This is a genomic window from Pseudoalteromonas sp. T1lg88 (assembly GCF_002964765.1).
Lineage (GTDB): Bacteria > Pseudomonadota > Gammaproteobacteria > Enterobacterales > Alteromonadaceae > Pseudoalteromonas.
In genome coordinates this window covers 864,243-876,417 of record NZ_PQCF01000032.1, presented here as the reverse complement: position 1 = coordinate 876,417, position 12,175 = coordinate 864,243, and the positions used below count along the sequence as shown (strand labels likewise).

General features: G+C 50.5%; 12 protein-coding genes. 5 read left to right on the top strand and 7 right to left on the bottom strand.

What is annotated here, in order from left to right:
• Window positions 1–2: 2 nt before the first annotated feature.
• Window positions 3–884: a TIGR02285 family protein gene (locus C2M34_RS15540; RefSeq protein WP_105259274.1), complete on the bottom strand. Its 882-nt coding sequence runs from the start codon at window positions 882–884 to the stop codon at window positions 3–5.
• A 209-nt stretch (window positions 885–1,093) separates the two neighbouring features.
• Between C2M34_RS15540 and C2M34_RS15535 the strand changes: the two genes are divergently transcribed.
• Entirely contained in the window at window positions 1,094–2,284 is a 1,191-nt protein-coding gene (locus C2M34_RS15535) for an isocitrate/isopropylmalate family dehydrogenase (RefSeq protein ID WP_105259273.1), read from the top strand.
• A 21-nt stretch (window positions 2,285–2,305) separates the two neighbouring features.
• On the opposite strand, the gene C2M34_RS15530 is transcribed toward C2M34_RS15535, so the two are convergent.
• The 3 genes from C2M34_RS15530 to C2M34_RS15520 form a co-directional block, all read right to left on the bottom strand.
• Window positions 2,306–2,695: a hypothetical protein gene (locus tag C2M34_RS15530; protein WP_105199795.1), complete on the bottom strand. Its 390-nt coding sequence runs from the start codon at window positions 2,693–2,695 to the stop codon at window positions 2,306–2,308.
• A 115-nt stretch (window positions 2,696–2,810) separates the two neighbouring features.
• The gene (locus tag C2M34_RS15525) at window positions 2,811–3,743 is read right to left on the bottom strand and encodes a LysR family transcriptional regulator (protein WP_105213530.1); all 933 of its coding nucleotides are present in this window, start codon (window positions 3,741–3,743) and stop codon (window positions 2,811–2,813) included.
• A 210-nt stretch (window positions 3,744–3,953) separates the two neighbouring features.
• Complete coding sequence (locus tag C2M34_RS15520; protein WP_105259272.1) at window positions 3,954–5,195, bottom strand: DNA-binding protein; 1,242 nt, start codon at window positions 5,193–5,195, stop codon at window positions 3,954–3,956.
• 175 nt (window positions 5,196–5,370) lie between these two features.
• Here C2M34_RS15520 and C2M34_RS15515 point away from each other — a divergent pair, with 175 nt between their 5' ends.
• The gene (locus C2M34_RS15515) at window positions 5,371–6,339 is read left to right on the top strand and encodes an NAD(P)H-quinone oxidoreductase (RefSeq protein WP_105259271.1); all 969 of its coding nucleotides are present in this window, start codon (window positions 5,371–5,373) and stop codon (window positions 6,337–6,339) included.
• Between the two features lie 52 nt (window positions 6,340–6,391).
• On the opposite strand, the gene metG is transcribed toward C2M34_RS15515, so the two are convergent.
• Complete coding sequence (metG, locus tag C2M34_RS15510; protein WP_105259270.1) at window positions 6,392–8,425, bottom strand: methionine--tRNA ligase; 2,034 nt, start codon at window positions 8,423–8,425, stop codon at window positions 6,392–6,394.
• Window positions 8,426–8,593: 168 nt separating this feature from the next.
• Here metG and apbC point away from each other — a divergent pair, with 168 nt between their 5' ends.
• Both apbC and dcd read left to right on the top strand, forming a co-directional pair.
• The gene (gene apbC, locus C2M34_RS15505) at window positions 8,594–9,679 is read left to right on the top strand and encodes an iron-sulfur cluster carrier protein ApbC (RefSeq protein ID WP_105199799.1); all 1,086 of its coding nucleotides are present in this window, start codon (window positions 8,594–8,596) and stop codon (window positions 9,677–9,679) included.
• A 2-nt stretch (window positions 9,680–9,681) separates the two neighbouring features.
• Window positions 9,682–10,272: a dCTP deaminase gene (gene dcd, locus C2M34_RS15500; protein WP_105199800.1), complete on the top strand. Its 591-nt coding sequence runs from the start codon at window positions 9,682–9,684 to the stop codon at window positions 10,270–10,272.
• 67 nt (window positions 10,273–10,339) lie between these two features.
• Here the strand turns inward: dcd and C2M34_RS15495 are convergent, their stop codons facing one another.
• On the bottom strand, window positions 10,340–11,116 hold the full coding sequence (locus tag C2M34_RS15495) for a CLCA_X family protein (protein ID WP_105259269.1): 777 nt from the start codon (window positions 11,114–11,116) through the stop codon (window positions 10,340–10,342).
• Window positions 11,113–11,694 (bottom strand): tRNA-uridine aminocarboxypropyltransferase, encoded by a 582-nt coding sequence (locus tag C2M34_RS15490; RefSeq protein ID WP_105199802.1) that lies wholly within the window; start codon window positions 11,692–11,694, stop codon window positions 11,113–11,115. Before C2M34_RS15490 ends, C2M34_RS15495 begins: the two co-directional genes overlap by 4 nt.
• A 115-nt stretch (window positions 11,695–11,809) precedes the next feature.
• Here C2M34_RS15490 and C2M34_RS15485 point away from each other — a divergent pair, with 115 nt between their 5' ends.
• Window positions 11,810–12,163 (top strand): Hpt domain-containing protein, encoded by a 354-nt coding sequence (locus tag C2M34_RS15485; protein WP_105199803.1) that lies wholly within the window; start codon window positions 11,810–11,812, stop codon window positions 12,161–12,163.
• Window positions 12,164–12,175: the final 12 nt, after the last annotated feature.

Below are 12,175 nucleotides of genomic sequence, written 5' to 3'. Positions count from 1 at the left end.
GCCTACAGCGCTTGTTGTAGGTGTGGTCTTAATGCCGTGGGCAACCATTGCAACATCACATCCTTGTAGGTATCGCTTGCCACCACCTGCTGCAGTGCCGGTGCCAATACTTTTAACTGTTGTTTTCCTAATTCATTGTTACTGCAGGCGATATAGCCATAGCTTAGGGCCGGTGCCTCGCTGACAGGGAAAATACTGAGTTGCTTATCTAAACCCATTTTCTCGCTTAGATATTGAAATTCGCTGGGATAACTTAGCAAGATATCGAGACGTTTTTTGGCCAGCATATAGGTGAGGCTGGCAAGCACATCGCGCCCGGGTCGGGTTGTTAACTGGGATTTAGGCACCTGGCCTATCACAGTATCCAGCTCATTGCCGTAGGAGCGTCCCATGGGCAGGCCTAAACGCAGATGATGCTCGCTCAGCAAATGGGTCAGAGACTGAGGTGCGCCCGGGGTTAAGCCCAGTTTTTGTGCCACTTCTTTGTGCATCACCAGAGCCGGTGATAAACCTATGGTGGAATACTGTTCGCTAAAGTGTAATTCAGAGCGTCGTTGCTCGGTTTTATACAGGGATAATAAACAATAGGTGCTTTGCTTATGGCGCAGCTCGGTCAATAAATGGCTGCTGGGGATGGCCATATATTTAAAGTCATACTCCGGCAACTGCTGTTGTAGTAAGTGGATCACTTGTTCATCGCGCCCTTGGCCGACATTGGTGCCATTGAAAATATAGTAGGGTTCGAAATCCAGGGTGAGCCAGGTAATGCTGTTGCTGTTTATCCCGTAAGCTGTGCTGGAAAGAAGCAGGGCGATCCCTAGGGTTAGACGTTGCCCAGGTCGCTGCCGAAAAGCTTGTTGTAAACCATGTCTTAGATACCGCATACAAGTTACCGCTAATACTAATCAACCTTTTGAGTCTAGCACCGCTATAATTTTAGACCCATGAAATATATATAAAAATGTAAATGTTAGGCCCAGCTATAACCTCCTGCCTGGCTATTAATATGATGAATAATCAATACGCTAGCCCGAAATTAGCCAAGTAACTAAGACCTTGGTATAACTTAAAAAAAGTGACCAGGAGCGCCCTTATGACCCAGCAGCAAAGTTTAGCGGTCGCCTATATAGATGGTGATGGCATAGGCCCCGATGTGATGCCCTTGGTACGAGGGTTAGTGGATCTTGTACTCGAGCGCTGTTATGACGGCAGACAGATAATTAGCTGGCAGCCATTATTACTTGGCGAGCAGGCGGCCCGAGAGGGGGATGGTGAATGGTTCCCACAGGCCACCATATCAGCGCTGCGTGACCTTAAGGTAGCATTGAAAGGGCCCATGAGTAGTGCCATTGGCGGTGGTTTTCGCTCGCTTAACATTGCCCTGCGTGAAGAGCTGGATCTGTTTTGCAATATGCGGGAGATCAAGGCCTTACCCGGTTTACCTTCGCCGCTCAAAAATCCCGACGGCATAGATTTGGTGGTTTTTCGCGAATGCAGTGAAGATAGCTTTGCCAGTATCGAGCTGGCAGCCAATAGCCCGGATGCAGCACGTTTGATTGAGGTATTGGAGCAGGAGCTTGGCTACCATAGGCTACGCTTTGTCGATAACTGCGCTCTGGCCATTAAAAACTGCTCACAAGCGGCCACCGAGCGGCTGATAAAACAAGCCGCCGACTATGCCATTAGCCAGCGGCGTAAAAAAATCACCTTGGTACATAAAAGTAATGCCTGGCAGCTCACCGAAGGCCAATTCCAACGCTGGGCGCTCGATTACCTGCGTAAAGACTATCAACTGACAGTAAGTGATTGTCAGCAGCACTATCTTTTGCCCGGTGCCGATGGCACTCAGATACAGGTTGAGCAGATGATGTTGGATCAGGTGATGCAGCGACTGCCGCAGCAGGCTGGCAGTTTTGATGTGATGGTGTGCAATAACCTGGCAGGAGATCTTATCGCTGATTTAGCTGCGTCCCTGGTCGGTGGCGTGGGGATCATCCCGAGCGTCAATTGCAACCAGGAGCTGGCCTTGTTTGAGCCCAGTCACGGGCCGTTTCGGCGTATTGCCGGTAGCGGCCTGGCCAATCCCTGTGCCAGTGTTTGGGCGGCGGTCTTGATGTTAGAGCACTTGCAGTTGGACGTGGCGGCATCAAGCCTGTTTGCCGCTTTAACTGAGGTGGTTGCCAGCCATGAACAGCTGTTTCAACTTGATACGCGCAGTAGTCTCGAGCAGGGCGTACCCACAAAAGAGGTGATCGCCGCCATAATTAAGGCCTTGCCATGCTAAACAAAGCCTTGGTTGTTTTTGTTAAGCGGCAATCGCACCTTGGAGCAATTGGCGAGCACGTATGCGGGCGGCGTCCTTGCTGCCTAATCGCGGTGCCAGACCAAGTTCATCAAGCAGGATAAACAGCATGGAGACCGGAATGGGGCAGTTGTTTTCATCAAGAATATCTGCTTGTGTGTTGTTGACACTGGCGGCATTCGGGTAGTGCTCGCGTAGCGCATCCAAGGTCACACTGTTGTCGCCACAGGCGCGGCAGCGGCCACCAAACTCATCGTTAAGCTGTGCCAAGGCTTGATAAAATTCTTCAAGGTTCATGGGCGAAGCACAGGCTTGCAGCTGAGTGCGAATAAATAGATCTAATTCGGTATTAATATGAATGCAGTCGTAGTGTTTGTATTGGCGTCTTAGCATGGGTGCCTCCATCGGCTTGTTGTTGCTATATATTTACCTTAGGGCCAAACACTCTATTAATGAAATGGATGATATCGATTTTTGGTATTGATGCTGTAAATTGTCTGTTTGAGTCTTAGGTGTACCGCTGCAATTGTTGTCTTAGCCAAATATGGGCCGGGCTATGGTGCACCAATGGGCTCCAGAGCATGGATACGCCAATGGGGACTATGGGGAAGGGTACGGCGCACAGGGCCAAAGGCGCGTTGCTGGTGGCGATAATATGCTCCGCTAAGCGTCTCGGCAGGGTGGCTATCAGCTGCGAGTTAGCACAGAGTGAGGGGATCAGGCTGTGATGGCGGGCGTAGACGCGAATATTGCGACGCTCGCCCAGTTGCACCAGGGCTTGATCAACCCAGCCTAATTTTTGCGGCTCGCGGTTTTTTATCATCGGCTCTGGACCAAAACCGCTGCGGTTAAGCCAGACATGCGGGCTGGCCAGATAGGTTTCAAGATCCAGACGTTGTTGCAGCGGGTGCTGCTGTGCACTCAGGCAGCAATAGTTATCCCGCCACAGGGTGGCCTGATGAAATGAGGCGGGCATACGGGTAAAGCGATCGATGGCGATATCGACCTGACCATGCTCAAGCTCACTGAGGGTGACATCGCTGGGGTTAATGAGGTCGATATTAATGCCCTGATAGGCACTGAGCACCTCGCTAATAAAGGGCACGAGCAAGGAAGCCACCAAAAACTCATTGGCCATAATGCGAAAGGTATGTTCGCTGCTGCTTGGGTCAAAGTCTTGTTCTTGTGTGGTGATAGCCTGCGCCAGGGTCAGAAAGTGTTCTAACTGGGGCTGCAAAGCCAGGGCTTTTTCGGTGCACATCATGACACTGCCACTGCGAACCAATAAAGGGTCGCCAAACAGATCGCGCAGCCGTTTCAGGGCGTTACTCATGGCACTTTGTGTCAGTGCCAGCCGGTTTGCTGCCGCAGAGACGCTGCGCTCCTCGATAAGGATATGCAAATACACCAACAGATTGAGATCGACCTGACGTAAGTTCATGCTATAGACACAAAAAAATAGAGGTACCTAATACTCTATCCTAGCTGCTGGAATAAAGCTAACCACAGCAACGGCTTAAGGTATTTTCATTGCTGATAGTGATTATTCGCCGCTGCTTGGAATAGCAGAAAAAGGAAGTAAGGGGAGAAAAGTTGCGGTGATGGCAGAGGGCATAATTAGTTAAAAGGCGCCTACTCGGCGCCTTAGTCTTTATGCTCTTTGGGCTGAGCTCATGCCATCACCCATGTACTTTTTTGCTTCTTCGTCGTCCTCCGAACGCAAACGCTCAAGCTCGGCATGGGTTTCAGCCAGGCTTGATTCCAACTCGCTAAGACGGCTTTGCGCCAGGGTAGCACTTTTAGACAAGCGCTCCAGCGTTGAAGTTGAATTTTGCTTCAAGAAGGTGATTTGTTCGCCTAGGCGTTTATTCTCATCAATAATACCCTGAGCTTCAGAGTCTTTATTCGCTAGGCGATCTTCAAGCTCTTTGATCTTTTGCTGGAATTGATCGTTACTGGCGGTCAAACGCTCAATGGTGGACGCCGAGTTATTCTTTAAGAAACGCACCTGCTCATGCAGTTTTTCATTGTCCTGCTGGGCTTGTGTATGGGTTTCTTTAAGTTCTTGCAGCTCTTGAGTTTGCGCCTTGTTTTGCTCACGCAGCTGACGAATGTCTTCGCGCTGGCTCTCTTGGTGCTTGGCGGCAATGGCGCTTTGCTCTTTGAGCATGCTGTTTTCAGTCTTCATGCGCTCAACTAAAGGCTGTTGCTCTTCTAACTGCTGTTGCAAACGTTCGATTTGCACGTCGATATCAGATTTTTCCTGCTCTAGCTGGTTGTGCTTATGCGCAAGCTCGTCACGTTGCTGCAGCAATTCATCACGCTCTTGGGCAAGGGCCGCATAATCATTATCGAAGTTATCGATACGCTGTTTCAGAGTCGCAATTTTTTGTTCGTTTTCTGACTGGGCTTCTTCAAGTTGCTGTTCAACGCCGGCCAATTGATTTTTATGCTGCTCTAATTCGGCAGCTTGCGTATCAATTTGCTCCTGACGAGCGGCAATCTTGTCATTTAATTCTTCATTTTGCTGGGATAGCTTCTGATATTGCTGCTGCAAGTTATCCAGGCTTTGCACTGCGAGTTGCTCGGCCTGAACCATTTCTTCTAGCCGTGCCTGTACCGGGGCGAGCTGGGCATTGGCAAAAGCCTGAGACTGTGCCCTGAAGGCTTGCACAAATTGTTCTGAAAACTCAACTTCCATATCGCTTACCTTGACTGGCTGCTCTGTATCTTGTGGACGAGCGGAGCGGTCTTCGCTGCGCCATTGGCGGTAATGTTCAAGCACGCTAGAGCGTTCTCCGTTAACACGTTGTAATAAAACTTCCAGTGTGATTGGCGTACCGGCGCGATGTAACTCATCACAAACGGTTTTAATTTCATTATATTGAGTCATCAATCTATCCTCCCAGCAGATTTTTTAGGATAGCATTAAAACTGCGGCTGATCAGAAATTCTAATAAAAATATTCTAGTTAATTTCTCAGCAGCGGCTCATAATTACTATTTTAGTTGTAGTTCTATCCTAACAGGTACTACCTCAATCATACTACGACAATTTGGTATTACACAATGCTAACAATTGATTTAAATGAAAATAAACAGCTAGTTATAGTTGAGTCAGCAAGGGTTCAGGCAAAAAAAGAGCAATTACTGATAAAAGTGCGTGCTGCGGGCGTTAATCGCGCCGATTTATTGCAGCGTCAGGGTAATTATCCGCCACCTCCCGGGGACAGCCCCACTTTAGGCTTAGAAGTGTGTGGTGAAGTGGTAGCCCTAGGTGAAGGAGCCGACAATAAATGGCTGGGTCAACAGGTGATGGCGCTATGTGCTGGCGGCGGGTATGGTCAGTTTGTGGCCGTGGATCAGGGTCACTGTCTGACGCTTCCTTCTAATTTTAGCGCCTTGGAAGGGGCGGGCTTCTGTGAGGTGTTTTTAACCGCCTATGATGCTCTGCGCCAGTATCCTGGGTTCGGCGCCGGGCACACCCTCTTGGTTCATGGTGGCGCCAGTGGCGTTGGCACTGCTGCGATTAAGTTGGCCAAGTATTTTGGCGCCAAGGTGGTGGTCACTGTGGGTAATGAGCAAAAACGCCAGGCTTGCTTGCAACTTGGTGCAGATGTGGCGATAAACTATCGTCAAAACGATTGGTGGGAACAAATGCGCGCCGAGGGTTTGAATGCCGACTTGGTGATAGATCCGGTTGCCGGTGACTACCTTAATGCCAATCTTAAGGTTTTGGCTCAGGACGGCAAAATCGTCATTTTAGCCATGCTCGGCGGGCGTTATTGTCAGCAACTGGATATCGCCAGGGTATTACAAAAGCGTGCATCCATAATCGGCTCTACTTTGCGTAATCGCAGCAGCGAGTATAAAACGGTTTTGGTTAAGGAGCTGCATCAAAGGTGCGAAGCGGGCATGCTCAGTGGTGAGTTAACGCCTGTGATCGACTCGGTTTACCCTTGGAGGGATGCGGAGCAAGCCCATCAGCGTTTGGCGCAAAACGCTAATATAGGCAAGGTGATCTTGGTGCATAAATAGAAAAGGCCAGCATTATGCTGGCCTTTAATCATTGTACTGACTGGTGAGGAGTTTACATCACTCGCATACCTGGCTTGGCGCCGTCATGAGGTTCCAGCAGATAAATTTCATCCTTGCCAGGGCCCGCCGCAAGCACCATGCCCTCGGAAAGGCCAAAGCGCATCTTACGCGGCTTCAGGTTGGCAACCATCACAGTTAGTTTGCCAATCAGCTGCTCTGGGCTGTACGCAGATTTAATGCCGGAAAATACCTGACGTTGCTGACCACCCAGATCCAGGGTGAGCTTAAGCAGCTTATCGGCACCTTCAACATGCTCGGCATTGGCGATGAGGGCTACGCGCAGGTCTACCTTGGCAAAGTCATCAAACTCGATCTCATCCGCCAGCGGATCTTTTTTCAACTCGCCGTTGTCGGCTACTTGCTCTAGTGCTTGGCTTTGTGGCGCCAGGCTTTCTTTCGATTCATCGACCATGGTATTAACCTTATCCATTTCAACACGCTGCATCAGCGCTTTAAATTTATTGATAGGCTGACCTAGCAGCGGCTTATCGACACCATCCCAAGCCAGCTCATCGTTTAAGAAGTCGCTAACATTGGCGGCCATGCCCGGTAAAATTGGGCGCAAATAAGTCATCAGGATACGGAACAGATTTAAGCCAACGCTGCATACCTCATGGGCTTGCTGCGCGGTGTCTTCGCTTTTAGCCAAAACCCAAGGCGCTTGTGCATCAATATATTGGTTGGCTTTATCGGCCAGGGACATAATGGTGCGTACCGCACGACCGAATTCACGGTTTTCATAGTGTTCGGCGATGGTGTCTTTGGCCGCCGCAAACTCGGCCAACAGGGCCGGCTCGGCATTGGTGTCACTTAGCTTGCCATCGAACTTTTTAGTGATAAAACCGGCACAGCGGCTGGCGATATTGACCACCTTACCGACAAGATCTGAGTTAACGCGCTGGGCGAAATCTTCCAGGTTTAAATCCAAATCGGTAATGCCACCGCTTAGTTTCGCGGCAAAGTAATAACGCAAGTACTCGGGATCAAGGTGATCCAAGTAAGTACGAGCCTTAATAAAGGTGCCTTTTGACTTAGACATCTTGGCGCCATTGACGGTTACAAAACCATGGGCGAAGACATTGGTCGGCTTTCTAAAACCGGCGCCTTCAAGCATGGCCGGCCAAAACAGGCTGTGGAAGTAAATAATGTCTTTACCGATAAAGTGATACAGCTCAGCGTCGGAATCTTCGCGCCAAAAGGCATCAAAGTCGATACCGTTTTTATCACACAGGTTTTTAAAGCTGGCCATATAGCCGATAGGGGCGTCCAACCACACATAGAAGTATTTACCCGGTGCGCCTGGGATTTCAAAACCGAAATAAGGGGCGTCGCGGCTGATATCCCACTGCTGCAGGCCATCGGCAAACCACTCGTCTAGCTTGTTGGCCATTTCTTCTTGAATACTGCCCGAATGCAGCCAACCTTTAAGCATGCCTTCAAAAGCAGGCAGGTCGAAGAAGTAATGCTCTGAGTCGCGCAGCACAGGGGTGGCGCCTGACATCGCAGAGCGTGGTGATTTTAGTTCGGTCGGCGAGTAGGTGGCGCCACAGACATCACAGCTGTCGCCGTTTTGGTCTTCTGCATCACAGCTTGGGCAGGTGCCGGTTACGAAGCGGTCCGGTAGGAAGATTTGTTTTTCCGGGTCGAACAACTGCGAGATGGTGCGCTTTTTAATATAGCCACCGTCGTTAAGGCGGTTATAAATAAGTTCGCTTAGCGCCTTATTCTCATCCGAGTGGGTGCTGTGGTAGTTATCAAACTCGATATTAAAATCGGCAAAGTCACGTTGGCGTTCAACGCTAACCTTGGCAACCATTTCCTCAGGGCTGATCCCTTGCTTCTGTGCGTTAAGCATGATCGGCGTGCCGTGGGCATCGTCCGCACAGACGTAATAGGTTTCATGTCCTTGGGACTTTTGAAAGCGAGCCCAAATATCGGTTTGAATGTACTCAAGCATGTGGCCCAGGTGTGTAGGACCGTTTGCATAAGGCAGGGCGCTTGTAATGAGAATTTTTCTCTTTGCCATAAGGTGCTTATTCCATCTCAGATAGGCTCACCCAGATCATCGACTCAAGGCGCTGTAGCGCGATGAAGTTTCGTTGCCTAGGGTGAATAGACTGGTGTTAATGCCCTGAATGTTACATAATTTGGCGGCACATTTCATTACGCTTCTTTAATTATTTATGCAGTTACTATGTTTGGATTAGGCTCAGGTAAAAAACCCTCTTTGTTTTCAAAACGCCGGGGTTCACAATGGCAGGAAGAATATAGGCAACATCTGGGTCGCTATCGTAGCGCCGCCTTTCCCGTAGGGGTGCCAGAGACCGCGGTACAGGCCAGCAGTGAGCAAGGTTTATGCAGGCTTGTTATGCCCTTCGCCTGTGCCCAGGAAGCGCCGGAACTCGGTGCTTTTCTAAGCAAGCAATTGAGCCGCCAGATACAGGTGGAAATTGAAGTGCAGTTGGCGGAAAAACCGCGTTTTGCCAACATTAAACACATTATTATGGTGGCCTCCGGCAAAGGTGGTGTGGGTAAATCAACCTGTGCCGTCAATTTGGCCATGGCACTGCGCCATGAAGGTGCCCGAGTCGGCATCCTTGACGCCGATATTTATGGTCCTTCTATTCCCTTATTGCTGGGTCTGCAAGGTCAGAAACCTCAGGCCAAAGACGAGAAAACCCTGCTGCCCATGGAAGCCCATGGTCTTAAAGCCCAGTCTATCGGCTTTTTAGTAGACCCGGACGATGCCACCGTATGGCGCGGGCCCATGGCATCCCAGGCCCTGGTACAACTGTTGAATGAGACCCAGTGGGGCGAGCTGGATTATCTGATTGTCGATATGCCACCGGGTACCGGCGATATTCAGCTGACCATGTCGCAAAAGGTACCGGCATCGGGAGCGGTGATCATCACCACACCCCAAGATTTAGCCCTGGCCGACGCGCAAAAAGGGGTGGCCATGTTCAATAAGGTGAACGTGCCCATTATTGGTTTGATGGAAAACATGAGTCAATTCCAATGTCCCCATTGTGGCGAGTCGAGCCATATTTTCGGCGCCGACGGTGCGCTACAGCTATCCCAGCGCTATGGTGTGCCTATTTTGGCGCAATTACCGCTGGCGATGGAAATTCGTCAGTGCTCCGAACAAGGCGGTGACCTGAGCGACGACTATCAGGATATGGCGGCCTATTTTGCCGCGGCGGCGCGCCTATGCGCCAGTCAGCTTTATTATCAACAAGGCGCTCAGCAGGGCGTAGACATTATTATAACGGACGACTAACCATGCGTTTATCAGATACCCATATAAAAGAATACCTAAACGATCAGCGCATCGTGATCACCCCGCAGCCCGACGAGCAGATGATCTCAGGCGTTAGCGTCGATTTGCGTTTGGGTAATAAATTTCGCGTGTTTCAGGATCACTGCGCGCCGTATGTAGACTTAAGCGGCCCTAAAGAGCAGCTTAACGCGGCGATGGAGTCCATTATGAGCGATGAAATCGTCATCAAAGAGGGCGATGCGTTTTTCCTGCACCCGGGCGAGCTGGCCTTGGCCATTACCTATGAATCTGTGACCTTGCCGGCGGATATCGTCGGCTGGCTCGACGGTCGCTCGTCATTGGCCCGTTTGGGTTTGATGGTGCATGTGACCGCGCACCGCATCGATCCGGGCTGGAGCGGCAATATCGTGCTTGAGTTCTATAATTCCGGCAAGCTGCCACTGGCGCTGCGCCCGAATATGAAAATCGGTGCGCTGAGCTTTGAAACCCTTTCAAGCCCGGCGGAAAAGCCCTATAACGCTCGCGCCGATGCCAAATACAAGGGGCAAAACAGTGCCCTGGCAAGTCGCATTGGCGATGAAGGCCAGCAATAAGTCAGCCTAAAGCTTAGGTCTTTACCTTTAGTATGTATACCGCCCTGATCTTCGGGGCGGTTTATTTTTATCCGAGCGATTGCCCTAAAAGCGCAAAATATTCCCGAAAACACGGCGCCAGCTTTGCCGCCTCCTCCTCATTAGGGTAAGCGCCCAGCTTTGCCAGCTCCCCCTGCTTGGTACCACTGACCAAATACTGGTTTTTTATCTCGGCATTTTGCACATAGTGCTCAAATGCGCGAGCGCTCAGCTCTTCTGGCATGGCCAGGTAATATTGACCGGCACTGGCATCAAGTAGAGCACAGCGCTTTAAATAGGCGGAGCTATCTGTGCTCTGCTCGTTTAACAGGATGTGCTCTAAGAGCTGTAACAGGGGTTGATTAAGCCGGTGTGGATTATAGTCATCCCGGGTCAGCCAGAGTTTGCTGGCAAACGCACGCTGGGATGTTGGCCCGGTAAATAAAAAACGACTGATGTAATGATCAAACGCATGCCACCATTCATGGGCAAAGGCGCCACTGCCGGCGTTTTTCGCCAAGGCCAGGGTGCGGGTGCTGCTTTGGTAGTGGGCTTGGACCCCAAGGCGGCCGCCCTGAGCAAAGGCCAGGGTTAAGGTTTGACGCAGGCCAATGACTTGCGGGGGAACGGCCAGTATTTGGGTGAGATCCGCTAAGGCATCATAAACCAGGTTCGCCGCTCTTTGGCGCTCTTCGTTATTGACCCAGCGGCCCACACTGATGGCTCGCAGGCCAAAGGTGGTGCGCACTTCACTGAAATCCACATCCACGCCAAAGCGATAATCCGGACCACGGCGGTACTTGTGGTCCATAAGCGACGAGGTCATTTTTGATAACGCTGCTTTACGGCGGCGGGCATCTGCTTGGTTTGCATGGTGACAAAACCATCAAGCAAGTGCAGCAAGGGGTGAGTGTCGAGCCCTTCTAATTGCGCCAAACAATAGGCGCTGGCCTCTAGCGTTGACAGGCTTTGCTCACGGTTGGCCTTGCGAATATGGTAGCGATTGGCAGGAACCTGGGCAAAACTCAGCGCCTTCAGCTTATGCAGCCAGGGGTTTTGTTGCCATAACCTATGCACCTTACTCCAGGTGCCATCGAGGACAATAATATGCTCAATGGGGGCGGTGCATTGCTCCACCGGCTCCGCTGTGTCAGTGGGGTATAAGAGCGCACAGGCTTTATCTGCAATGGCGCGCACTTCGGAAAAATCCTCAGGGTGCTCGCCCACACACAGCTGCATATTGGTCAAACCCAGTTGCAACAAGGGGGTGGTGCTTTTGGCCTGCTTTTGTTCATGAGGATGTTGTAAAACCCAAAGCTTAATGCGGTTGTTTACCTTGGTGACAAAGGGGCAAACACAGCTGCTGGGTGGGTAATGACAGTGAGAGCAAAGAAGGCGAGCCATAGTGACAGAGGGTTTTACTGATATATGGCGTTATTGTACTGGTTTTAGCTATTTGCTCCAAGTTGCGCATTTGCTATCCTCGGGCTGGACACTGAAGACCAAAGGAAAAGGCAGTATGGATATAAAAATTGATGAATCGGCCTTGATGGCGATGCATGATTTACTCGGCGAGCATTTCGATGAGATCTTAGTATTTTGTTTCAGTGAATTCAGCCGCTTACATAGTGCCTTTCAAGAAGCGCTGGGCAGTGAGCAAAGCGATGCCATTCGCAATATCCATAGTTTAAAATCCAACGCCGCCCAATTTGGCGCCGTCACCTTGGCGGATACGGCGCGCATCATAGAGCTTGGTTTGAGCCAGGGTGACCATCAAGCATTACAGGCGCAAATCGATGCGCTTCCCAGTGTCATAGAGCAAAGTATTGTGCTGATCAAACAGTGGCAACAACAAATTGAAATTAATTCATAGATAAGGGCATTT

Coding starts and splice junctions, on each gene's coding strand:
- C2M34_RS15490 (WP_105199802.1), bottom strand. CDS start 11,694: ATGGCTCGCCTTCTTTGCTCTCACTGTCATTACCCACCCAGCAGCTGT.
- apbC (WP_105199799.1), top strand. CDS start 8,594: ATGTTTGGATTAGGCTCAGGTAAAAAACCCTCTTTGTTTTCAAAACGC.
- dcd (WP_105199800.1), top strand. CDS start 9,682: ATGCGTTTATCAGATACCCATATAAAAGAATACCTAAACGATCAGCGC.
- metG (WP_105259270.1), bottom strand. CDS start 8,425: ATGGCAAAGAGAAAAATTCTCATTACAAGCGCCCTGCCTTATGCAAAC.
- C2M34_RS15530 (WP_105199795.1), bottom strand. CDS start 2,695: ATGCTAAGACGCCAATACAAACACTACGACTGCATTCATATTAATACC.
- C2M34_RS15525 (WP_105213530.1), bottom strand. CDS start 3,743: ATGAACTTACGTCAGGTCGATCTCAATCTGTTGGTGTATTTGCATATC.
- C2M34_RS15485 (WP_105199803.1), top strand. CDS start 11,810: ATGGATATAAAAATTGATGAATCGGCCTTGATGGCGATGCATGATTTA.
- C2M34_RS15535 (WP_105259273.1), top strand. CDS start 1,094: ATGACCCAGCAGCAAAGTTTAGCGGTCGCCTATATAGATGGTGATGGC.
- C2M34_RS15515 (WP_105259271.1), top strand. CDS start 5,371: ATGCTAACAATTGATTTAAATGAAAATAAACAGCTAGTTATAGTTGAG.
- C2M34_RS15520 (WP_105259272.1), bottom strand. CDS start 5,195: ATGACTCAATATAATGAAATTAAAACCGTTTGTGATGAGTTACATCGC.
- C2M34_RS15540 (WP_105259274.1), bottom strand. CDS start 884: ATGCGGTATCTAAGACATGGTTTACAACAAGCTTTTCGGCAGCGACCT.
- C2M34_RS15495 (WP_105259269.1), bottom strand. CDS start 11,116: ATGACCTCGTCGCTTATGGACCACAAGTACCGCCGTGGTCCGGATTAT.